The sequence below is a fragment of the Pseudonocardia sulfidoxydans NBRC 16205 genome, assembly GCF_007989085.1.
Lineage (GTDB): Bacteria > Actinomycetota > Actinomycetes > Mycobacteriales > Pseudonocardiaceae > Pseudonocardia > Pseudonocardia sulfidoxydans.
This window is the reverse complement of record NZ_BJVJ01000032.1, coordinates 30,339-52,358: the sequence shown is the minus strand read 5'-3', so window position 1 is coordinate 52,358 and position 22,020 is coordinate 30,339. Positions and strand designations below refer to the sequence as shown.

Here is a 22,020-nt window from a genome sequence, read left to right as displayed (position 1 = left end):
GGGGGACAGCCATGACGGTCACCGCCTCACCCGGCACGGACACCGGCGACGAACCGATCGGGACACGGACCGTGCGGGCCGCCTGCCCGCAGGACTGCCCCGACACCTGCGCGATGGTCGTGACCGTCGACGACGAGGGCCGCGCCGTCGGCCTCCGCGGCGACCGCGACCACCCGTACACCGCCGGCGGCCTCTGCGTGAAGGTCAACAACTACCTCGACCGTGTCTACGACCCCGGGCGCGTGCTGTTCCCCCTGCGCCGCACCGGGCCCAAGGGCAGCGGCCGCTTCGAACGGATCACCTGGGACGACGCGCTCGACGAGATCGCCACCCGCTTCCGCGGGATCGTCGACGAGCACGGCGGCGAGGCGATCATGCCCGTCAGCTACCTCGGGACCCAGGGGATCCTCAACGGGCTCAACGTCGGCGATCCGTTCTTCGCGACGCTCGGCGCCACGATCGCCGAGCGCACCTACTGCGACTCCGGGTCCTGCACCGCCTACGCCATGACCATCGGCGACACCGCCGGCGTCGACCCCGAGAGCCTCGTGCACTCGAAGTTCATCCTGATCTGGGCGTGCAACGTCATGTCCACCAACCTGCACCTGTGGCCCTACATCGCCGAGGCCCGCAGACGCGGCGCGAAGGTCGTCGTCGTCGACCCGGTCCGCACCCGCACCGCCGCGGCCGCCGACCAGCACATCCCGCTGCGCCCCGGCACCGACGCCGCGCTCGCCCTCGCGATGGCCCACGTGATCATCTCCGAGGGGCTCACCGACCAGGCCTACGTCGACGCGCACACCGTCGGTTTCCCGGAGTTCGCCGAGCGGGTCGCGCAGTACACGCCGGAGTGGGCGTCGGGGGAGACGGGCGTCCCCGCCGACACCATCCGCACACTGGCGCGCGAGTACGCGGGCGGCCAGCCCTCGGTCATCCGGATCGGGGTGGCCGTCGAACGCCACGCCGGCGGTGGCCAGACCGTCCGTGCCCTGGCCTGCCTGCCCGCACTCGTCGGGGCCTGGCGCAAGCCCGGCGGCGGCATCCTGCAGCTGCCGCTGTGGGCGTTCCCCGTCAACTGGGGCGCCTTCATGCGCCCGGACATGCTGACGCCCGGTACCCGGATCGTGAACCAGTTCCTGCTCGGTGAAGCCCTCACCGGTGGGCTCGCGCTCGACCCGCCGATCAAGGGCCTGATGGTCTACAACTCCAACCCCGTCGTCGTCTGCCCCGACCAGGACAAACTGATCGAGGGCCTGCAACGCGAGGACCTGTTCACCGTCGTCAGCGAACAGTTCATGACCGACACCGCCGACTACGCCGACATCGTCCTGCCCGCGACGACGCAGCTCGAGCAGGACGACATCATGTTCTCCTGGGGCCACCTCTACGTGACCTACAACGAGCGCGCCATCGAGCCCCTCGGCGAAGCCGTCCCCAACACCGAGCTGTTCCGACGCCTCGCCGCCCGCATGGGCTTCGACGACCCCGTCTTCCAGCGGTCCGACGACGACATGATCGCCGAGGCCTTCGACTGGACCCACCCGCACATGCAGGGCATCACCGTGGAATCGCTGAAGGCGAAGGGCTGGCAGCGGCTCACGGTCCCACCGCCCGACGAGTACGCCCCGCACGCCGAGGGCGGCTTCCCGACGGCGTCGGGCAAGACCGAGCTCGCCGCCTCCGCCGCGGCCGGCGGCAACTTCGTCGTCCCGCTGTTCCGGCAGGGCTCCAACGAGTTCCAGCCCGGCCAGCCCGTCGACCCGCTGCCGCACTACATCCCGCCGCGCGAGGCCGCCCACACCGACCCGGAGCGCGCCGCGCGCTACCCGCTGAACCTGTTGACGCCCAAGTCGCACGCCTACCTGAACTCCAGCTTCGCCAACCACGCCTTCCACCGGCGGGCGCAGAAGGAACCCAACGTGGTCATGCATCCCGACGACGCCGCCGCCCGCGGGATCTCCGACCAGGACCCGGTGCGTGTCTTCAACGACCGCGGCGAGTTCACCGTGCTCGCCAAGCTCGACGACGCCGTCATGCCCGGAGTCGTCGTCTCCAGCCTCGGCGGCTGGCGCAAACACTCCAAGTCGACGTCGACGCTGGCCGCGGTGAACTCGACGCAGTTCGCCGACCTCGGCAACGCCCCGACCTTCTCCGACACCCTCGTGGAGGTGGAGATCGCCTGAGCTACCCGGCGCTGCGGGCCCGGTGCGCGCTGGGGGAGACCCCGAACCGGGCCCGGAACGCGCGGCTGAAGTGCGCGGAGTCGGGCAGCCCCCAACGGGCGCCGATCGCGCTCACCGTCAGCGACGCGCACTCCGGCCGGGTGAGGTCGGCGAAGCAGCCCTGCAGCCGCCGCTCCCGCACGTACGCGCCGACGCTCGTGTCGGTCTCGGCGAACAGCTTGTGCAGGTAGCTCACCGAGATGGCGCAGGCCGCCGCGATCTCCGCCGGCGCGAGGCCTACGTCGGCCAGGTGCTCGTCGACGTAGGCCTGCGCGCGCATCAGGTGCAGGTTCGGCGACGCCGCCGCATCCACCCGGCTGCGCACGAGCGCGACGTACAGGTCGCCGATCGACTGCATCATCGCCGTCCGGCTCGCCGCCGGAAGGCTGTCGACGTCGAGCCGGTGCAACGCGGCCAGCAACGGCGGGACCATCGCGCCGATCCCCGCGCGACCGTCGAACCGGATCGCCGTGGCGGCCCGCATCTCGCTGTGCGACAACGCGAGCAGCCGCGTCGGGAACAGACACACCGAGTACTCGAAATCGCCCGCGGTGACGAAGCGGAACGGGCGGGCGCTGTCGTAGAGCACGAAGTCGCCGGGGCCGATCACCGTCTCCCGACCGTCCTGGGCGACGAGGGTGCGGCCCTTGCGGGCGAGCGCGATCTGCAGGTAGTCCTCGTCGGCGCTGCGGACCTGGCGCGTCGTGCGTTCGAAGCGGTGCGCCCCCGCGGAGATCTTGCGCAGCTGGGTGTCGGCCAACGACACCGCCGTCACCCGGCCCTGCACCTCGGACCCGGCCGCCGGCCGGACGTCGAGCGTCACGAACTGGTCGCACACCGTCGAGCGCCAGAAATCGAGCCGGTCGCGTTCCGCCACCGACGCCGTGTCGATCGTGGTGATACCCATGGCTGCTCAGGGACGCTAGCGGCCCGGCGTGATGTGCGCACGTGGCCGATCGGGCGTCTAACCTGCGACGACGCACCTGCGGCTCCGTGGCGTCCGTGGCGCCGAGGATGCGTCGGCGCGGGGTCAGCCCGTCGCCGGGAACGGTGCCGTGTCGGGCCGGCAGACGGTGCCCTTCGGCGGCGTCGTCAGGTTGACGAGTCGGTGTGGCCCGGCCAGTTCGCCGCGCACGGCGCCCACAGCCACCAGCCCAGCACCGGACCCCAGACCGTGCTGGAGTCGGTGAAGCGGCCGATGTTCCGCGGCCACGCGCTCACGGGCTGGGTCGCCGACCCGTCGAGGCACGAGACGGCCGCCGACGTCGTCGCCCCCGCGAACCCCGCCGGCGAGAGCATTGCTCGATCGAGCGCGAGCAGACCGACTCGGGACGCCACCCGCAAGGCACGCGCTGCGGCGCGGCAACCGGCGGCCCGCGACCGTGCCGGAGTCCGCGACCACGCTCGGCGGGCCCGGTGGCGTCCTGATCGGACATCAGGAACGCGAAACGGCCCCTCACCCTGTTGCAGCAGGTGAGGGGCCGTTTCGGCTGTTGGCACTCGAAGTGCCCCCGGTAGGATTCGAACCTACGCTCCCGCCTCCGGAGGGCGGTGCTCTATCCCCTGAGCTACGGGGGCCGTACTTCCAGAACCCTAGCGCACCTACTGCAGCGGCAACGGCTGGGCCCCGCGCTCGGCGAGCAGCTGCGTCATGTATTGGGACTCGCTGGTCTGCGAACTGAGCATCTGCGCGGCGAGGTTGCGGACCTCGGGGATCTGGGCGTAGCGGGCGCCGTATTCGAGCATGCCCACGCCGCCCTGGTGGTGGCGGAGCATGAGCTGCAGGAACAGGACGTCCATCTCGGTGCCGGTGGAGGCCCGCAGGCGGCGGAGCTCGTCGGCGGTCGCCATGCCGGGCATGGCGGCGAGCCCACTGTTGGCGACGGTGGGGCCGTGGGAGTGGGCGGGTGCTCCGACCATCCACTGCATGTAGCCGCCGGAGTGTTGCGCGGGTGCGCCCCACAGTGCGAGCCAGCCCTGCATGCGCCCGATCTGGGCTTCCTGGGTGGACTCGATGTCGTAGGCGAGCTGGCGCAGTTCGGGGCTGGTGGTGTGGTCGCGCTCCCAGGTTGCCATCTCGACGGCCTGCTGGTGGTGGGTGCTCATGTCCTGCGCGAAGCCGACGTCGACGGAGTCGGAGGCGGGGGCGACGAGGTCGCCGGTGGCGTTGTGCAGGCCGAGCAGCAGGCCGCCCGCGCCGCCGAGCAGCAGCAGCGCGAGGACGGCGCCGACGACGAGGACGGGCCGCACCCAGCGCGGCTCACGACCGCCGCCACCGTCGTCGCCGTCGTGGGAGTCGGCCGGGGGAGGGCCGGGCGGTTCCTCGGCCCCGGCGGGCTGGTCGCGGCGCGCCACGTCCGCGGACGTCACTGGCCGGTGTTCGTGCCGGTGCTGCCGGGCATGGCACCGCCGGTGTCGGTGTTCGCCGCGGCCGGGTTGCCGACGTTCTCGTCGACGACGGTGGTGTTGTCGATGTCGGAGGTCGGCGGGGTCGGGACGAAGGGCGGCGGGTTGTCCTGGTCGAACTGGCCCGGGCCGAGCGCGGCACAGGAGGCGCCGACCTCGGGGTACTGGTAGCGGTTGAGCCGCAGCGCCTGGATGAACTGGTCGATCCGCGGGTCGTTCACGTCGGAGAGCTTGAGCTGGTGGCCCCACGACTGCAGCGAGATCGGCTGGTCGAGGCCGGGGTAGGGCGCCATCATGATGTAGGTCTGGCCCTGGACCTTGGCCGCGAGCGTCGCGACGCCGTCGGCGTTCACGAGGTCGGGGTTGTAGGCGATCCAGACCGCGCCGTGCTCGAGGCCGTGGACGAGGTTCTCCTGGCGCACCGGATTGGGGTAGACGACACCGTTGCAGGCCGCCCAGTACCCGTCGTGCGCGCCACCGAAGGGCGGGCTGTGGGTGTAGGCGACCTGCTGCGTCGGCAGCACGTGCTGGCCACCCACGTACTTGATCGTCTGGACGCCCGCGATCTGGGAGGAGGGGTCCTGGTTGCGGTCGGACGGGGTGAACGACGGCTCGTTCGACTTCGCCACGAGGAACCACGACAGGCCGCCCGCGAACAGGACGACGACGAGGATCCCCGCGATCATCCCCCACGGCGTGGACCGCGTGTTGACGACGGACGTCCTGCGCGCGTTCCTGACCGCCTTGCTGCTCTTACCGCTGGGCATCGATCCGCCGACCTCTTCCGACCACCTCGGGCACCGTCGCGCGTGCTGCACACCGCGCGGTGCCGCAGTGTAGAAGTGCCGCCTGAGAGCACTCTGAGCAGCACCTCCTAGACTCTCCAGAGTGACTCCCGACGTGCTCGCCGACCTGGTGCGGGCCACCGCGCGTGATGTTCTGACCGATCGAGGCCTGGACGTGGCGGCGTTGCCCGACGATGTCGGCGTCGAGCGACCCCGCAATCCGGAACACGGCGACTACGCGACGAACGTGGCCCTGCGCACCGCGAAGAAGGCCGGGGTTTCCCCGCGTGATCTGGCGACGTGGCTGGCCGAGGCGCTCGTGTCCCGCGACGGTGTGGCCTCCGCGGAGATCGCCGGCCCCGGCTTCATCAACCTGCGGCTGGCCTCGGACGCCCAGGGCGCCATGGTCGGTCAGGTCCTGGAGGCCGGCCCGGCCTACGGCACCGGCGACGAGCTGGCCACCCGCAACGTGAACCTCGAGTTCGTGTCGGCCAACCCGACGGGCCCGCTGCACCTGGGCGGCACCCGTTGGGCTGCGGTGGGCGATGCGCTGGGCCGCGTGCTCACGGCGCGCGGGGCGAAGGTGACCCGCGAGTACTACTTCAACGACGCCGGCGCCCAGATCGACAGGTTCGTCGCGTCGCTGGTGGCGGCGGCCGAGGGCGAGCCCGCCCCGGAGAACGGCTACGGCGGCGCCTACATCGCCGACATCGCGGCGCGTGTCGTGGCGGCCGAACCGGGCGCGCTCGGGAAGAGCGAGAAGGAGCGGGACGAGACGTTCCGCCGCGTCGGCATCGGGTTCATGTTCGACGAGATCAAGCAGGACCTGCACTCCTTCGGCACCGACTTCGACGTGTGGTTCCACGAGCAGTCGCTGCACGAGTCGGGCGCCGTCGACGCCGCGGTCACGCAGCTCAAGGAGTCGGGCAGCCTCTACGAGGCGGACGGCGCCTGGTGGTTGCGCTCGACCGACCACGGCGACGACAAGGACCGCGTCGTCATCAAGAGCGACGGCCGTCCGGCCTACATCGCGGGCGACATCGCCTACCTGCGTGACAAGCGCGCCCGCGGGTTCGACCTGTGCATCTACATGCTCGGCGCCGACCACCACGGCTACGTGGCCCGGCTCAAGGCGGCCGCGGCCGCGTTCGGTGACGATCCCGCGGTCGTCGAGGTGCTCATCGGGCAGCTGGTCAACCTGGTCAGGGACGGGCAGCCGGTCCGGATGAGCAAGCGCGCCGGCACCGTCGTGACCATGCAGGACCTGGTCGAGGCCGTCGGGGTCGACGCCGCCCGCTACTCGCTGATCCGCAGCTCGGTCGACTCGTCGCTCGACATCGACCTCGACCTGCTCGTCAAGCGCAGCAACGACAACCCGGTGTTCTACGTCCAGTACGCGCACGCGCGGCTGTCGTCGTTGGCGCGCAACGCCGCCGACGTCGGGCTCACCCAGGGCGAGGAGTTCGGCCTGCTCGACCACCCCCGCGAGGGCGACCTGATCCGCACGATCGGGGAGTTCCCGGAGGTGGTCCGCGCGGCCGCGGAGCTGCGCGAGCCGCACCGCGTCGCCCGCTACCTCGAGTCGCTGGCCAGCGCATACCACAAGTTCTACGACGCCTGCCGCGTCCTGCCGATGGGCGACGAGGAGATCACCGAGCTGCACCGGGCCCGGCTCGCGTTGTGCGTCGCCGCGCGTCAGGTGCTGGCCAACGGCCTGGAGCTGCTGGGCGTGTCCGCGCCGGAGCGCATGTGATGAACGCGCACCCTGCCGGCCCGCTGCACGCGGGCGTCACCACCCCGCCGGAGACGGCCGGTCCGCGCCCGGGCGACGCGGCGGCCATCGACGAGCTGGCGCCCGCGGTGTGGCCCCGCAACGCCTCCCGCGGCGCCGACGGCGTCGTCTCCTTCGCGGGTGTCGACGTCCGTGAGCTCGCCGAGACCTACGGCACCCCGCTGTTCGTGCTCGACGAGGACGACTTCCGCGCCCGGGCCGCGGAGTTCGCGGCGTCGTTCGGCGCCGAGGCGGTCCTCTACGCGGCCAAGGCCTTCCTCTGCACCGAGGTGGCCCGCTGGGTCGCCGAGGAGGGCCTGAGCCTGGACGTGGCCAGCGGTGGCGAGCTGGCCGTCGCGCTGCGTGCGGGCTTCCCGGTCGAGCGGATCACGATGCACGGCAACAACAAGTCGGTCGCGGAGCTCGTCGAGGCGGTGGAGGCGGGAGTCGGGCGGATCGTCGTCGACTCCTTCCACGAGATCGCCCGGCTCGACGCCGTCGCCCACGAGCGCGGCCTCGTCGTGCCGGTGATGATCCGGGTGACGGTGGGTGTCGAGGCGCACACCCACGAGTTCATCGCGACGGCGCACGAGGACCAGAAGTTCGGGTTCTCCATCTCGGGCGGCGTGGACAGCGTCGCGGCGGAGGCGGCGCGCCGCGTGCTGGCCGCGCGCGGGCTGTCGCTGGTCGGGCTGCACAGCCACATCGGCAGCCAGATCTTCGACACCGAGGGCTTCGAGGTCGCCGCCCACCGCGTGGTGCGCTTCCTCGCCGGCCTGCACTCCGAGCACGGGTCCGACGTCCTCGGCGACCTGACGACGCTCGACCTCGGCGGCGGCTTCGGCATCGCCTACCGCGCCGACGAGACCCCGCTCGACGTCACCGACCTGGCCGAGGAGCTGCGCGGCATCGTCAAGCGCGAGTGCCACGCCGCGGGCCTCGACGTGCCGAAGCTGGCCGTCGAGCCCGGCCGATCGATCGCCGGGCCGGGCACGGTCACGGTGTACGAGGTCGGCACGCTCAAGGACGTCCCGCTGGGCAGCGGCGCACGTCGGTACGTGTCCGTCGACGGCGGCATGAGCGACAACATCCGCACCGCCCTCTACGACGCGGTGTACGACTGCCGGCTGGTGTCGCGGTCCTCGGCCGCCGACAGCGTGGACGGCGCCGGCGGTGCCGTCGACGTGGCGCTGTCGCGGGTCGTCGGCAAGCACTGCGAGTCCGGCGACATCGTCGTCCGCGACTGCTGGCTGCCCGACGACATCGCCCCCGGCGACCTGCTCGCCGTCGCCGCGACCGGCGCCTACTGCTACTCGATGGCCAGCTCCTACAACCGGCTGCCGCGACCGGCCGTCGTCGCCGTGCGCGACGGCGTCGCCCGGCTGCTGCTGCGTCGGGAGACCCCCGAGGACCAGTTCCGGCTGGAGGTGGGCGCGGAGTGACACCGGCGACGGGCCGTACCGTGACGGACTGCGAACGAGGATGATCTGGCGGTCGCCCCGGTGGCGACCGCGCGAGACGGGCCCGCGACGAGGCGGGCCCGGTGCGACACCGCAGGTGGGAGACGCCTGCGCAGGCCCATGTGCGTCGACGACACCGTCGGCCGGGTGACGAGGAACTGGCGCAAGGGGAGAAGCGAAGCGATGACCGACAGGGGTCCGGGCGCACCCGTCAGGGTGGCGCTCCTCGGCTGCGGCACCGTCGGCGGTGAGATCGTGCGGCTGCTGAGCGAGCAGGCGGGCGATCTGGCCGCTCGCGTCGGCGCGCCCGTGGAGCTCGTCGGCGTGGCGGTCCGCCGCCCGCACCGCCATCCGGAACTGCCCGAGGGGCTCGTCACGACCGACGCGGCGACGCTCGTCGGCAGGCCCGACGTCGACGTCGTCATCGAGGTCATCGGCGGTATCGAACCGGCCCGCACGCTGCTGCTGGAGGCGTTGAAGGCGGGCAAGTCCGTCGTCACCGCCAACAAGGCGTTGCTGGCCGAGGACGGTGCCGCGCTCGCCGAGGCCGCCGACGCCTCGGGTGCCGACCTCTACTACGAGGCGTCCGTCGCCGGCGCGATCCCGCTGCTGCGGCCGCTGCGCGAGTCGCTCGTCGGCGACCGCATCACCCGCGTCGCCGGCATCGTCAACGGCACCACGAACTTCATCCTGTCGTCGATGGCCTCGTCCGGGGCCGGCTACGCCGACGCGCTGGAGGAGGCCACCCGGCTCGGGTACGCCGAGGCCGACCCGAGCGCCGACGTCGACGGCTACGACGCCGCGTCGAAGGCCGCGATCCTCGCGTCGCTGGCGTTCCACACCCGCGTCACCGCCGCCGACGTCCACTGCGAGGGCATCCGCAACGTCAGCGCCGCCGACATCGCCGCGGCCGACGGGCTCGACTGCACGATCAAGCTGCTCGCCATCTGCGAGCGCCTCGAGGACGGCGGGGACGGCGAGTCCGTCTCGGCCCGCGTCTACCCGGCCATGATCCCCAAGACGCACCCGCTGGCGTCGGTCGACGGCGCGTTCAACGCCGTGTTCGTCGAGGCCGACGCGGCCGGCCAGCTCATGTTCTACGGTCAGGGCGCCGGCGGTGCCCCGACGGCCAGCGCGGTCCTGGGCGACCTCGTCGCGGCGGCGCGCAACATCGTCGTCGGCGGACGGGGGCCGCGGGAGTCGACCTACGCACGGCTGCCGGTCCGCGCGATCGGCGCCGTCTGCACCCGCTACCACGTCAGCCTCGAGGTGGCCGACCGTGCCGGGGTCCTCGCCGCGGTCGCGAGCGCGTTCGCCGAGCACGACGTCAGCATCGCGGCCGTCCGCCAGTACGGCGGGGGGCGCAACGGCAAAGCGGGCCGCAGCGGCGCCGTGCGGCTCGTCGTCGTCACCCACGCGGCGCCGGACGCCGCGCTCGCATCGACCGTGGAGGCGCTCGGCGACCTCGACGCCGTCCGGGGCGTCGAGGGCGTGCTGCGCGTCGAGGATCTGGGCCGCTCGGTGAGCGCCCTGGGGGTGACCGGGTGAGCAAGACCGCCGCAACTCCGTCGCGGACCGGCGCGGTGCGCTGGCCCGGTGTCATCGAGGCCTACCGCGACCGGATGCCGGTCCAGGACGACTGGACGATCGTCACCCTCGGCGAGGGCGGCACCCCGCTGCTGCCCGCGCCGGTGCTGTCGGAGCTGACCGGCTGCGACGTGCACCTCAAGGTCGACGGCGCCAACCCGACGGGGTCGTTCAAGGACCGCGGCATGACGATGGCGGTCACCGCCGCGCTCGCCGAGGGCAAGCAGAGCGTGCTGTGCGCGTCGACGGGCAACACCTCGGCGTCGGCCGCGGCCTACGCCACGCGCGCCGGGATGACCTGCGCGGTGCTGGTGCCGCGCGGCAAGATCGCGCTGGGCAAGCTCGCCCAGGCCGTCGCGCACGGAGCCCGCATCCTCCAGATCGACGGGAACTTCGACGACTGTCTGGAGCTCGCCCGCAAGACCACGTCGGACTACCCGGCGATCGCGCTGGTCAACTCCGTGAACCCGACCCGGATCGCGGGCCAGGCCAGCGCCGCCTACGAGATCTGCGACGACCTCGGCGGCCGGGCGCCGGACGTGCACTGCCTGCCCGTCGGCAACGCGGGCAACATCAGTGCCTACTGGAAGGGCTACCGCGCCTACCACGCCGACGGTGTCGTCCCGGAGCTGCCGCGCATGTTCGGCTTCCAGGCCGCGGGTGCTGCGCCGCTGGTCGGGGGCGCGCCGGTGAAGAACCCGGAGACCATCGCGACGGCCATCCGCATCGGCGCCCCGGCGTCGTGGGGGACCGCGGTCGCCGCGCGCGACGAGTCGAACGGCCTGTTCGCCGCCGTCACCGACGACGAGATCCTCGCCGCCTACCGGCTGCTGTCGACACGTGAGGCCGTGTTCGTCGAGCCTGCGTCGGCGGCGAGCGTCGCCGGGCTGCTGAAGTCGTCGGCCGAGGGGACGCTGCCCCGCGGGTCGCTCGTCGTGTGCACCGTCACCGGGCACGGGCTCAAGGACCCCGACACGGCCCTGCTGACCGCGCCCGACCCGGAGATCGTCCCGATCGACCCGACGGCTGTCGCGGCCGCCCTCGAGCTGGCCTGATGGGTCGCCCGACCGAGGTACGGGTCCGCGTCCCGGGATCGTCGGCCAACCTCGGACCGGGTTTCGACTCGCTCGGCCTCGCGCTCGCGCTGTACGACGAGATCGAGGTCTCCGTCGACGGCCACGACGACGTGCGCGTCGAGGTCGAGGGGGAGGGCGCCGGGCGGGTCCCCTGTGACGAATCGCACCTCGTCGTCTCCACGATGCGCACGACGTGGGCGCTGCTCGGGGAGGAAGCCCCCGCGGGGCTGCGGATGCGCTGTCGCAACGCGATCCCGCACTCGCGGGGGCTGGGCAGCTCCGCGTCGGCCGCCGTCGCCGGTGCTGTCGCGGCTGCGGTGCTCGCCGCCCGCGACCTCGCACTGGAGCAGTCGGCGTTGCTGCAGGTCACCGCCGGTATCGAAGGTCATGCCGACAACGCGGCGGCCAGCCTCATGGGCGGGTTCGTCGTCGCCTGGGAGACGGCGGGGAACACCGCCGACCGGTTCCACGCCATCCGGCTCGAGACCCACGCCGACATCCATCCCGTCGCGCTCGTCCCGCAGCTCGAGTCGTCGACCAGGATGACGCGCGGCCTGCTCCCCGAGCGGGTCCCACTGGCCGACGCCGCGTTCACCGGCAGCCGCACGGCGCTGTCGGTGCTCGCGTTCACCCAGCGGCCCGACCTGCTGCTCGCGGCCACCGAGGACCGGCTGCACCAGGGCTACCGGCGGCCCGCCTACCCCGAGTCGGCCGACCTGGTCGACGCGTTGCGCGCCCGTGGTGTGCCCGCGACGATCTCCGGCGCCGGCCCGACCGTGCTCGCCCTCACCTCCGACGCGCGCATCCCCGACGGTGTCGATCTCACCGGTTTCGCCACGCTGGCGCTGCCGGTCGACACCGAGGGTGCCCAGGTCGAGATCGGCTGAGACGTTTCTTCCGGCGCGCCGAGCAGGGGGTTGGTTGCCCCGACCAGGGCGGACCGTCTACCCTCGGCGTCGCACGGCGATACACGCGTCATCCGCGTGGTCCATTCGAAGCCGGCACCCTCGCCACCCCTCCCGCAGAGCGGACTGGCGGGCGAACCGGCACCGGAGGGCCTCTTCCCCGCGACCGTCGCATCCATCGCCACCCATTTGTCGTCGGGACGGCAGCCGGCCACGCGGCCCCGTCACCGATTCTCGTCCGGCGGACCGTTCGGACGAGCGTGTGAATCCGCTGGTCCGGGCCGGACGACCCGGGCTGGTCAGGAAGGACCTTCGTGAGCGAGACCGATCTCGTCAGCACCGCCGCCCCCGCCAAGCGCAAGGGCCTGTCCGGCATGGTTCTGGCGGAGCTCCGCCAGCTCGCTGGTGAGCTGAACATCCCTGGCACGGCTGGGATGCGGAAAGGTGATCTGATCGCCGCCATCAAGGAGCACCAGAGCGGGGCTCCCGCGGCCGGCGCCTCCTCCCAGCTGTCGCTGGGCGACTCCGGGCAGGGCAAGGACTCCGGGCAGGGCAAGGACTCCGCGCAGGGCAATGGTTCCGCGCCTGCCGCGAGCAGCGAGCCCGCACCCGCAGCCGAGGTGCCCGCCGCGAGCAGCGAGCCCGCTGCCGAGGCGCCTGCCGCCGACGCCGCTCCCGCCGCGCCGGCCCGTGGCCGTCGTCGCGCAGCGACCCGTCCGGCCGGTGCCCCGAGCAACCGTCCGGGGGCGTCCGAGGCCCCGGCTGCTGCCGAGGCCCCGGCTGCTGCGCAGGCTCCGGCTGCCGCCGAGGCGCCCGCTGCCACAGAGGCGCCCGCCCCGGCCGTCGAGAGCCCGTCGGCCGGCACCGTGGCCGCCGCTGCCGCGACGACCGACCCCGCCGCGACGACCGACACCGCAGCGACGACCGGCACCGCAGCGACGACCGGCACGCCTGTCGAGACGGCCGCGCCGTCGATCAACGGCTCGGCCCCCGCGGCCGCCGCCGTCACCGAGGCCGCCGCCGTCACCGAGGCCCCCGCGGCAGGCGACGCCCCCGCGGAGACCACCGGCCGTCGTCGTCAGACCCGGCGCCGTGGCGGCGACCAGGCCGACGCCGAGGCCGAGGCCCGTACCGACACCCGTCCCGACACCGAGGGCGGTTCGCGCCGCTCGCGTGAGGACGGCGAGGGGCGCAACCGTCGCGAGAACGACCGTGGCGACCGCAACGACCGTGACGGTCGTGGCGACCGCGCCGGTGACGACCGTGAGTCCGGTCGTGGCGACCGCGGCGGCCGCAACCAGCGCGGCGGCAACGACCGCAACGCCGACCGCGCCGGCAACGACCGCGGCGGCAACGACCAGCGCAACGACCAGCGCAACGATCGCGGCGGCAACGACCAGCGCGGGACCGACCGCGACCGGGACAACCGCGACGTGCGCGACGACGACGGCGACGACGACGGTGAGGGCCGCGGTCGCCGCGGTCGCCGCTTCCGCGACCGCCGTCGTGGCCGCGACCGCGCCGGTTCCGGCGGCCAGAACACCGTCGACACCGAGGTGCGCGACGACGACGTGCTCCTGCCCGTCGCCGGCATCGTCGACATCCTCGACAACTACGCGTTCGTCCGGACCACCGGCTACCTGTCGGGCCCGAACGACGTCTACGTGTCGCTGTCGATGGTCCGCAAGTACGGCCTGCGCCGCGGTGACGCGATCACCGGTGCTGTCCGCCAGCCCCGCGACGGGGAGCAGCAGCGGCAGAAGTTCAACCCGCTGGTGCGCGTCGACACCGTCAACGGCCGTGACCCCGAGACCGCCAAGGCGCGTCCCGAGTTCACCAAGCTGACCCCGCTGTACCCCAACGAGCGGCTGCGTCTCGAGACCGAGCCGTCGAAGCTCACCACCCGCGTCATCGACCTGGTGATGCCGGTCGGCAAGGGGCAGCGGGCACTCATCGTCAGCCCGCCGAAGGCCGGCAAGACGATGGTGCTGCAGTCGATCGCCAACGCGATCACCACGAACAACCCCGAGGTCCACCTCATGGTCGTGCTCGTCGACGAGCGGCCCGAGGAGGTCACCGACATGCAGCGGTCGGTGAAGGGCGAGGTCATCGCCTCCACCTTCGACCGTCCGCCGTCGGACCACACCGCGGTCGCCGAGCTCGCCATCGAGCGGGCGAAGCGCCTGGTGGAGATGGGTCACGACGTCGTCGTCCTGCTCGACTCGATCACCCGCCTCGGCCGCGCCTACAACCTGGCCGCCCCCGCGTCGGGCCGCATCCTGTCCGGTGGTGTCGACTCGACGGCGCTCTACCCGCCCAAGCGGTTCCTGGGTGCGGCGCGCAACATCGAGGACGGCGGCTCGCTGACGATCTTCGCCACGGCGCTGGTCGAGACGGGGTCGACGATGGACACGGTGATCTTCGAGGAGTTCAAGGGCACCGGCAACGCCGAGCTCAAGCTCGACCGCAAGATCGCCGACAAGCGGGTCTTCCCGGCCATCGACGTCGACGCCTCCGGCACGCGCAAGGAGGAGCTACTGATGTCGCCCGACGAGTTCGCGGTGACCGTCAAGCTCCGCCGCGTGCTCGCCGCGCTCGACGACCAGCAGGCCATCGACCTGGTCCTCGACCGGCTGCGCAAGACGCGCACCAACATCGAGTTCCTGATGACCGTCGCCAAGTCCACACCGGGCAACGACAACGACTGACGCACGGGCACCAGGGGCCGCCGGGAACATCCGGCGGCCCCTGGTGGTTCAATTGTGCGTCGAGCGACCGGCACCGGTTCACCCCGTACGGGGACCCGGCGGCCACCACGAGAGGAACGAACCATGAAGTCGGGCATCCACCCCGAGTACGTCGAGACCACCGTGACCTGTGGGTGTGGCAACACCTTCACCACCCGCAGCACCAAGGCGAACGGCGCGATCCACGCCGAGACCTGCTCGCAGTGCCACCCGTTCTACACGGGCAAGCAGCGCATCCTCGACTCCGGCGGCCGCGTGGCCCGCTTCGAGGCCCGCTACGGCAAGCGCCCGGCGCGCAACGCCAAGTAGCTCCACCGACGGCGCCCACCACGGTTCGTGGTTGGGCGCCGTCCGTGTGTCCGGACCCTGCACAGGAGGTGAGATGAGCACCGAGGAGAAGACGGCGCCGACGGCCGAGTCGTTGCTGAGCGAGTACGCCGAGCTCGAGCTCACGCTCGCCGACCCCGCCGTGCACGCCGACGCCGGCAGGGCCCGCCGCCTCGGCCGTCGGTATGCCGAGATCGGGCCGACCGTCGCCGTCGCCCGTGAGCTGACGGCCACCCGCGACGACCTCGCCGCGGCCCGCGAGCTCGCCGCGGACGACCCCGCCTTCGCCGACGAGGCCGCCTCGCTCGCGGAGCGGGTACCGGTGCTGGAGGCGCGGCTCGCCGAGCTGCTCGTCCCGCGCGACCCCCACGACGCCGACGACATCCTCCTCGAGGTCAAGTCCGGTGAGGGTGGCGAGGAGTCCGCCCTGTTCGCGGGCGACCTCGTCCGCATGTACACCCGGTTCGCCGAGAGCCGCGGCTGGACCACCCAGGTCCTCGACGCCACCGTCTCCGACCTCGGCGGGTACAAGGACGTCACGCTGTCCGTGCGCTCGCGCGTCCCCTCCGCCGACGGCGTCTGGTCGGCTTTGAAGTTCGAGGGCGGCGTGCACCGCGTCCAGCGCGTCCCCGTCACCGAGTCGCAGGGCCGCATCCACACCTCCGCGGCCGGTGTCCTCGTCTTCCCCGACACCGGGGCCGACGAGAGCGGCGTCGAGATCGACGAGAACGACCTGCGCGTCGACGTCTTCCGGTCCTCCGGGCACGGCGGGCAGAGCGTCAACACCACCGACTCCGCCGTCCGCATCACGCACCTGCCCACCGGCATCGTCGTGAGCTGCCAGAACGAGCGCTCCCAGCTGCAGAACCGGGCCCGCGCCATGGAGGTCCTCCGGTCCCGGCTGCAGGCCCTCGCCGAGGAGGAAGCCGCCGCCAAGGCGTCCGACGTGCGCCGGTCCCAGGTGCGCACCGTCGACCGCTCGGAGCGCATCCGCACCTACAACTTCCCCGAGAACCGCATCGCCGACCACCGCGTCGGCTACAAGGCGCACAACCTGTCCGCGGTCCTCGACGGCGACCTGGGCGACGTCATCGCCGCGCTCGTCGCGGCCGACCGGGCCGAGGCCGTCGCGATCGGGGACGGCGGGTCGTGAAGCGGCTGCCGCTGCGGGTCGCCCTCATGGAGGCCGAGCGGACCCTGGCCGAGGCCGGCGTCGCCAGCCCCCGCGCCGACGTCGAATGGCTGGCGGTGCACGTCATCGGCATCGACCGCGGCAGGCTCGCCGCCGTGCCGCTCGTCGACGCCGACGTCGTCGAGGCCCTGCAGGTGCTCGTCGCGCGGCGCGCCACCCGGGAACCGTTGCAGCACATCCTGGGTACCGCCGTCCTCGGCCCGGCGGAGGTCGCGGTCGGGCCCGGCGTGTTCATCCCGCGCCCCGAGACCGAGGTCCTCCTCGAATGGGGCCTGAAGCAGCTCGCCGACGTCACGTCACCGCTGGTCGTCGACCTGTGCACCGGCTCCGGCGCGCTCGCCCTCGCGATCGCCACCTGCCGGCCCGACGCCCGCGTCCACGCCGTCGAGGCCGACCCCGGTGCGCTGGTCTGGGCCCGCCGCAACGCCGACGCCCACGCCGCCGCCGGGGGCACCCCCATCACCGTGCACGCCGCCGACGTCCGCTGGAACGACCTCCTCGTCGAGCACGAGGCCAAGGTCGACCTGGTCGTCTGCAACCCGCCCTACGTCCCCGACGGCACCCCTGTGCCCGCCGAGGTCGCCGACTGGGACCCGCCCGGCGCCGTCTTCGGGGGCCCCGACGGCCTCGAGATCATCCGCGCCGTCATCAGCGCCGCCGCCGGGCTGCTGCGCCACGGTGGGTGGCTCGGCATCGAGCACGACGACACCCATGGCGAGACCGTCCCCGCCCTCTTCGCCCGCCGCCGTGTGTTCTCCGACGTCGTCGACCACCTCGACTGGACCGGCCGCCCCCGCTTCGTCACCGCGCGTCGCAGCCCGCTGAGCGGCTGAGTCGATACAGCCCGCTGGGGAGCTGATCCGGGCCGGTCGTAGAGTCGCCCGGTGACCACGTACGACTGCGCCGACCCGGATGCCCGGGCCGAGGGCCTCGCCGCTGCGGCACGCGCTGTTCGGGCGGGCAGCCTCGTCGTGATGCCCACGGACACCGTCTACGGCATCGGCTGCGACGCCTTCTCCGCCACGGCCGTCCGGTCCCTGCTGGCCGCCAAGGGGCGGGGGCCCGACATGCCCGTCCCGGTGCTCGTCGGCTCCTGGTCGACGATCGACGGCCTCGTCATCGGCGTCCCCACCGCCGCGCGCGAGCTGATCGAGGCGTTCTGGCCCGGGGGTCTGTCCCTCGTCCTGCCGCACGCCCCGTCGCTGGCCTGGGACCTGGGCACGACGCGTGGCACCGTCATGCTGCGGATGCCGCTGCACCCGGTCGCCCTGGAGCTGCTGCGTGACGTGGGCCCCATGGCCGTGTCCAGCGCCAACCGCTCCGGCTCCGCCCCCGCCGCCGACGCTCCCGACGCCGAGGCCCAGCTGGGTGAGCACGTCGCGGTGGTGCTCGACGGCGGGTCGTCGGGGGAGAACGTGCCGTCGACGATCGTCGACCTCACCGCCGACGCCCCCCGCGTCCTGCGCGAAGGTGCCGTCTCGCTGTCGGCGATCTCCGAGGTCCTGGGCCGTGAGGTCGCGACCGCCTGACCGGGCTCCGGAGGGCAAGAACCGGGCGCAACCTCACGGTCGTGTTCCGGCCGATCCGCAGCAGTGAGGTTGCGCGCGGAGATGTCGGGCGCAACCTCAGCGCTGTGCCGACGCGCATCCGCAGCGCTGAGGTTGCGCGCGGTATCAGGGACCGGCGTGGAGCAGCAGGCGTCGACGCAGGACGGCGCGGACCGACGCCGCCGTCTCCTCCGGGGTCTGGAAGATGTCGGCGGACACCAGCCGGATCGTCTGCCAGCCGAGCGCACCGGTGCGGACGTCGCGCTGCCGGTCGAGAACGTCGTCGTGATCGGCGCCGTCGTACTCGATCGCGAGCCGCGCGTCGGGGTAGGCGAGATCGAACCGGGCGACGACCCGCCCGTCGACGACCAGCTCGTACTGCGACACGGGCGCGGGCAGCCCGGCGTCGGTGAGAACGAGGCGCACCCGCGTCTCCATCGGTGACTCGGCACGCGGATCGGCGAGGGACACCGCGGTCCGGACGAGCGCGGCGCCCCGCACGTTTCGGAGGCGGAAAGCCATGTCCGCCAAAGCCTCGAGTGGGAGGCCCGCGTTACGGGCCAGAGAGTCGATCGCGACCACGGCATCGGCACGAGCTTCCCGGCGGGCGATGTCCCACGCGGTGCGCAGCGGCGTCGTCACCCGGCAGCCGCCGACGACGGTGACCTCCTCGGGCAGCAGCCGCCAGCGACCGACCCGCACGCCCGGTACCGGTTTCACGTAACGCGGCACGACGACGACCGCGTCCGCTCCCCGGTGCGCTCCCGGTGCGCCGAGCAGCGTGGCCGCCGACCAGCCGCCGATCACGCCCCCGACGTCCTCGACCCGGCGGTACGCGGCGACCGACCGCGTCGACAGGTCGGGTTCCGTGCCGGCGGCGACGTAGACGTCCGGAGCCAGCCGGATGAAGTCGCGTCCGCGCAGCCGACCCGGGGTGACGAGGCCGGTGGCGATGGCGGTACTCCCGCGGAAGGGTTGCTGCAGCACGCGGCGATGGTCGCTGCTGCGCCGCCGGAGCGTGGGCGAACGCGGACGTCGTCCGCAGGTGCGAACGCCCGCGGCGAGTTGTTCCCGCGCGCAACCTCGCGTCGTCCCGAGGCGGCTCAGGAGCAGTGTGGTGGCGCGCGGAAACTCGGGCGCAACCACACTGCTGCGAATCGGCCTTCCGGGAGCAGTGAGGTTGCGCGCGGGGTGGTCAGCGGACCATCCGGACCTCGACCATCGCCGGGTCGTCGGGGTCGGTGAACTCGACGCCGTCGGCGGCGAACCCGTTGCGCGTGTAGAACGCGATCGCGCGGTCGTTGCCGCGCAGTACCCAGAGCTGTGCGGGTGCGCCGTCGAGCACCTCGTCGAGCAAGGCCTGGCCCAGGCCGCTCCCGAGGTGCGCCGCCAGTACGTAGATCGCGTAGAGGTGCAGCGGTCGTGCCGCAGGGAAGCCCTGTTCGGCGGCGTGGGCGTCGCCTGCGCAGGCGAACCCGACCACCTCGCCGTCGACCGTCGCCACGACGAGCCGGCCCGGGGGCGGGTCCGAGGCGAAGAACCGCGTCCACTGTTCGCGGCGGCGATCGTAGGCCCCGCCGTCGAAGTGGTGCTCGGCGAGGATTCCGGCGTAGGTCTCGCGCCAGGACCGGACGGTCACCCGGGCGATGCCGTCGACGTCGTCGACGTCTGCCGGTCGCACCTGCCCGACGCTCGTCACGCAGGGGACGCTAGCGCGCATCGGCGGCGCGCAACCTCAGCGTCGCCCAGAGGTGCCCGGACAGCAGTGAGGTTGCGCGCGGAAAGTTGGGCGCAACCTGACTGTCGCGGATGGCCCGGACGGCAGCAGTGTGGTTGCGCGCGGAAGTTCGCGCGCAACCTCACTGCTGAGAATCGGCCTGACGGCAGCAGTGGGGTTGCGCGCGGGGTGGCCGGGGGTCAGGGGAGGCCGAGGGCGTCGGCGTGGGTGTCGACGACGCCGCGGAACCAGGCGGCGTGGTCGCTGACGACGTTGTGGGTGTGGCCGTGCAGCTCGAAGCCGATGGCGCCGAAGAGCCCCGACCAGGCGGCGACGACGAGGGCGGCCCGGGTGGGGTCGTCGGTGAGGCCGACGTCGGCCAGCGCCCGGGGCTCGATCACGTCGGCACCGCCGGGCAGCGGGGTCAGGGCGCCGCTGGCCAGCCCGTCGGCGACGATCCCGGTGACGAGCAGGCCGACGCGTCCGGCGGGCGCGATGGTGGTCTCGGGGGCGGCGTAGCCGGGCACGGGGGAGCCGTAGAGCAGGGAGTACTCGTGGGGGTGGGTGAGGGCCCAGTCGCGGGCGGCGGCGCAGGCGGCGCGGAGCCGGCCGCGCAGGTCGTCGCGCGCGACGGCGGCCTCGGCGCGTTCGGCGGCGTCGCCGAGTGCGTCGTAGGCGTCGACGATCAGGGTGGTGAGCAGGTCGTCGCGGCTGGGGAAGTAGCGGTAGACCGCGGAGGAGGCCATTCCGAGCTCGCGGGCGACGGCGCGGAGGGAGAGGGCGGCGGCGCCGTCGGTGGCGAGGTGGGTGCGGGCGACGTCGGCGATCTCGGTGGTGAGCTGGGCGCGGACGCGGGCGCGGGCGGTTCGGGGCGCGGACACCCGGCGCATTCTGCCCGATTCCGAGAGCGCCGACAACCGACGAGAGCATTGCTCTGTCGAGGCGGCCCCTCCCGTTGGGGTGATCAGTTTCGGCGCAGGTAATCTCGGCAAACGTGAGCACACCGTTCTGGGGCCCGGATTTCGACGCACTGCAGCAGCAGGATCCCGAGATCGCGGGAGTCGTGCTGGACGAGCTCGACCGGCTGCGTGGCGGACTGCAGCTGATCGCGAGCGAGAACCTCACCAGCCCCGCGGTCCTGGCGGCACTGGGTTCGACGCTGTCGAACAAGTACGCCGAGGGCTACCCGGGCAAGCGGTACTACGGCGGGTGCCAGGTCGTCGACGTGGCCGAGGAGATCGGCAACGCGCGCACGAAGGAGCTCTTCGGCGCGGAGCACGCCAACCTGCAGCCCCACTCGGGTGCGAGTGCGAACCTCGCCGCCTACGCGGCGTTCACCCAGCCCGGCGACACGGTCCTGGCCATGGACCTCAAGCAGGGCGGGCACCTCACGCACGGCAGCAAGGTCAACTTCTCCGGCAAGTGGTTCAACGCGGTGTCCTACACCGTGCGTGAGGACTCCGAGCTGATCGACTACGACCAGGTCCGCGACCTGGCCCGCGAGCACCGGCCCAAGATGATCATCTGCGGCGCGACGGCGTACCCGCGGCTGATCGACTTCAAGGCGTTCCGCGAGATCGCCGACGAGGTCGGCGCGAAGCTCATGGTCGACGCGGCGCACTTCATCGGCCTGGTCGCGGGCAAGGCGATCCCGTCGCCGGTGCCGTTCGCCGACGTCGTGACCGCGACGACGCACAAGGTCCTGCGCGGCCCGCGCGGCGGCATGGTGCTGTGCCGCGAGGAGCACGCGAAGGCCATCGACAAGGCGGTCTTCCCGTTCTCGCAGGGTGGCCCGCTGATGCACGCGGTGGCGGCCAAGGCCGTCGCGATGCGGGAGGCGGCGCAGCCGGAGTACCAGCAGTACGCGACGCAGGTCATCGCCAACGCGCAGGCGCTCGCGAAGGGCCTGGAGGCCGAGGGGATGCGCGCGGTGTCCGGCGGGACCGACACCCACCTGGCCCTGATCGACCTGCGGCCCATCGGCGTCACCGGCGCCGAGGCGGAGTCGCGGTGCGACGCGGCGCGGATCACGCTGAACAAGAACGCGATCCCGTACGACCCGGCCCCGCCGATGAAGCCGTCGGGCATCCGGGTCGGGTCCCCGTCGTCGACGACGCAGGGCATGGTCGAGTCCGACATGGCCGAGGTCGCGTCGCTGCTGGCGCGGGCGGTCAAGGCGCCGCAGGGCACCCCCGAGGGTGACGCGGAGCTGCGTGCGGTCGCCGACGCGGTGTCGGCGCTCGTCGAACGGGTCCCGGCCTACCCGCGCGGCTGACCG

At 72.8% G+C, this 22,020-nt stretch carries 19 protein-coding genes and 1 tRNA gene; 12 read left to right on the top strand and 8 right to left on the bottom strand.

Going from position 1 to position 22,020, the window contains the following annotated elements; genetic code table 11:
- The first annotated feature begins 11 nt into the window (after positions 1 to 11).
- Positions 12 to 2,183 (top strand): molybdopterin-containing oxidoreductase family protein, encoded by a 2,172-nt coding sequence (locus tag PSU4_RS16615; RefSeq protein WP_147109153.1) that lies wholly within the window; start codon positions 12 to 14, stop codon positions 2,181 to 2,183.
- Between the two features lies 1 nt (position 2,184).
- Here the strand turns inward: PSU4_RS16615 and PSU4_RS16610 are convergent, their stop codons facing one another.
- The 5 genes from PSU4_RS16610 to PSU4_RS16590 all read right to left on the bottom strand — a co-directional run bounded on the left by PSU4_RS16610 (position 2,185) and on the right by PSU4_RS16590 (position 5,395).
- Complete coding sequence (locus PSU4_RS16610) at positions 2,185 to 3,129, bottom strand: AraC-like ligand-binding domain-containing protein (RefSeq protein WP_147109150.1); 945 nt, start codon at positions 3,127 to 3,129, stop codon at positions 2,185 to 2,187.
- Positions 3,130 to 3,314: 185 nt separating this feature from the next.
- Entirely contained in the window at positions 3,315 to 3,521 is a 207-nt protein-coding gene (locus PSU4_RS16605; RefSeq protein ID WP_147109147.1) for a hypothetical protein, read from the bottom strand.
- Positions 3,522 to 3,728: 207 nt separating this feature from the next.
- Positions 3,729 to 3,800, bottom strand: a tRNA-Arg gene (locus PSU4_RS16600).
- Between the two features lie 24 nt (positions 3,801 to 3,824).
- Positions 3,825 to 4,592, bottom strand: a complete 768-nt coding sequence (locus PSU4_RS16595) for a DUF305 domain-containing protein (RefSeq protein ID WP_147109144.1) — start codon at positions 4,590 to 4,592, stop codon at positions 3,825 to 3,827.
- Entirely contained in the window at positions 4,589 to 5,395 is an 807-nt protein-coding gene (locus PSU4_RS16590; RefSeq protein ID WP_147109141.1) for a thioredoxin-like domain-containing protein, read from the bottom strand. Before PSU4_RS16590 ends, PSU4_RS16595 begins: the two co-directional genes overlap by 4 nt.
- A 121-nt stretch (positions 5,396 to 5,516) precedes the next feature.
- Here PSU4_RS16590 and argS point away from each other — a divergent pair, with 121 nt between their 5' ends.
- The 10 genes from argS (at position 5,517) to PSU4_RS16540 (ending at position 18,007) form a co-directional block, all read left to right on the top strand.
- Complete coding sequence (gene argS / locus PSU4_RS16585; RefSeq protein ID WP_147109139.1) at positions 5,517 to 7,166, top strand: arginine--tRNA ligase; 1,650 nt, start codon at positions 5,517 to 5,519, stop codon at positions 7,164 to 7,166.
- A complete protein-coding gene (lysA, locus tag PSU4_RS16580; RefSeq protein ID WP_147109136.1) occupies positions 7,166 to 8,626 on the top strand; it encodes a diaminopimelate decarboxylase in 1,461 nt (486 codons plus the stop codon). Before argS ends, lysA begins: the two co-directional genes overlap by 1 nt.
- 201 nt (positions 8,627 to 8,827) lie before the next feature.
- Entirely contained in the window at positions 8,828 to 10,192 is a 1,365-nt protein-coding gene (locus tag PSU4_RS16575; protein ID WP_147109132.1) for a homoserine dehydrogenase, read from the top strand.
- A complete protein-coding gene (gene thrC, locus PSU4_RS16570) occupies positions 10,189 to 11,286 on the top strand; it encodes a threonine synthase (RefSeq protein ID WP_147109130.1) in 1,098 nt (365 codons plus the stop codon). The genes PSU4_RS16575 and thrC overlap by 4 nt, the downstream gene beginning before the upstream one ends.
- Positions 11,286 to 12,194, top strand: a complete 909-nt coding sequence (thrB, locus tag PSU4_RS16565; RefSeq protein WP_147109127.1) for a homoserine kinase — start codon at positions 11,286 to 11,288, stop codon at positions 12,192 to 12,194. The genes thrC and thrB overlap by 1 nt, the downstream gene beginning before the upstream one ends.
- Positions 12,195 to 12,526: 332 nt before the next feature.
- Positions 12,527 to 14,920, top strand: a complete 2,394-nt coding sequence (gene rho, locus PSU4_RS16560; RefSeq protein WP_147109124.1) for a transcription termination factor Rho — start codon at positions 12,527 to 12,529, stop codon at positions 14,918 to 14,920.
- Between the two features lie 123 nt (positions 14,921 to 15,043).
- The gene (gene rpmE / locus PSU4_RS16555) at positions 15,044 to 15,268 is read left to right on the top strand and encodes a 50S ribosomal protein L31 (RefSeq protein WP_147109121.1); all 225 of its coding nucleotides are present in this window, start codon (positions 15,044 to 15,046) and stop codon (positions 15,266 to 15,268) included.
- Positions 15,269 to 15,341: 73 nt separating this feature from the next.
- Positions 15,342 to 16,439 carry a peptide chain release factor 1 gene (prfA, locus tag PSU4_RS16550; protein WP_147109118.1) on the top strand — a complete coding sequence of 366 codons (1,098 nt, stop codon included), beginning with the start codon at positions 15,342 to 15,344 and terminating at the stop codon, positions 16,437 to 16,439.
- Positions 16,436 to 17,311 (top strand): peptide chain release factor N(5)-glutamine methyltransferase, encoded by an 876-nt coding sequence (prmC, locus tag PSU4_RS16545; protein WP_147109115.1) that lies wholly within the window; start codon positions 16,436 to 16,438, stop codon positions 17,309 to 17,311. The genes prfA and prmC overlap by 4 nt, the downstream gene beginning before the upstream one ends.
- Positions 17,312 to 17,362: 51 nt before the next feature.
- The gene (locus tag PSU4_RS16540; RefSeq protein WP_147109112.1) at positions 17,363 to 18,007 is read left to right on the top strand and encodes an L-threonylcarbamoyladenylate synthase; all 645 of its coding nucleotides are present in this window, start codon (positions 17,363 to 17,365) and stop codon (positions 18,005 to 18,007) included.
- A 144-nt stretch (positions 18,008 to 18,151) separates the two neighbouring features.
- Here PSU4_RS16540 and PSU4_RS16535 read toward each other — a convergent pair whose 3' ends face one another.
- The 3 genes from PSU4_RS16535 to PSU4_RS16525 form a co-directional block, all read right to left on the bottom strand.
- Entirely contained in the window at positions 18,152 to 19,012 is an 861-nt protein-coding gene (locus PSU4_RS16535) for a DUF559 domain-containing protein (RefSeq protein ID WP_147109110.1), read from the bottom strand.
- Between the two features lie 208 nt (positions 19,013 to 19,220).
- Positions 19,221 to 19,724 (bottom strand): GNAT family N-acetyltransferase, encoded by a 504-nt coding sequence (locus PSU4_RS16530; RefSeq protein WP_246115159.1) that lies wholly within the window; start codon positions 19,722 to 19,724, stop codon positions 19,221 to 19,223.
- Between the two features lie 218 nt (positions 19,725 to 19,942).
- Positions 19,943 to 20,632 carry a TetR/AcrR family transcriptional regulator gene (locus PSU4_RS16525; RefSeq protein WP_147109106.1) on the bottom strand — a complete coding sequence of 230 codons (690 nt, stop codon included), beginning with the start codon at positions 20,630 to 20,632 and terminating at the stop codon, positions 19,943 to 19,945.
- A 104-nt stretch (positions 20,633 to 20,736) separates the two neighbouring features.
- Here PSU4_RS16525 and glyA point away from each other — a divergent pair, with 104 nt between their 5' ends.
- Positions 20,737 to 22,017, top strand: coding sequence for a serine hydroxymethyltransferase (gene glyA, locus PSU4_RS16520; RefSeq protein WP_147109104.1), 1,281 nt, complete (start codon positions 20,737 to 20,739; stop codon positions 22,015 to 22,017).
- The last annotated feature ends 3 nt before the right edge of the window (positions 22,018 to 22,020 follow it).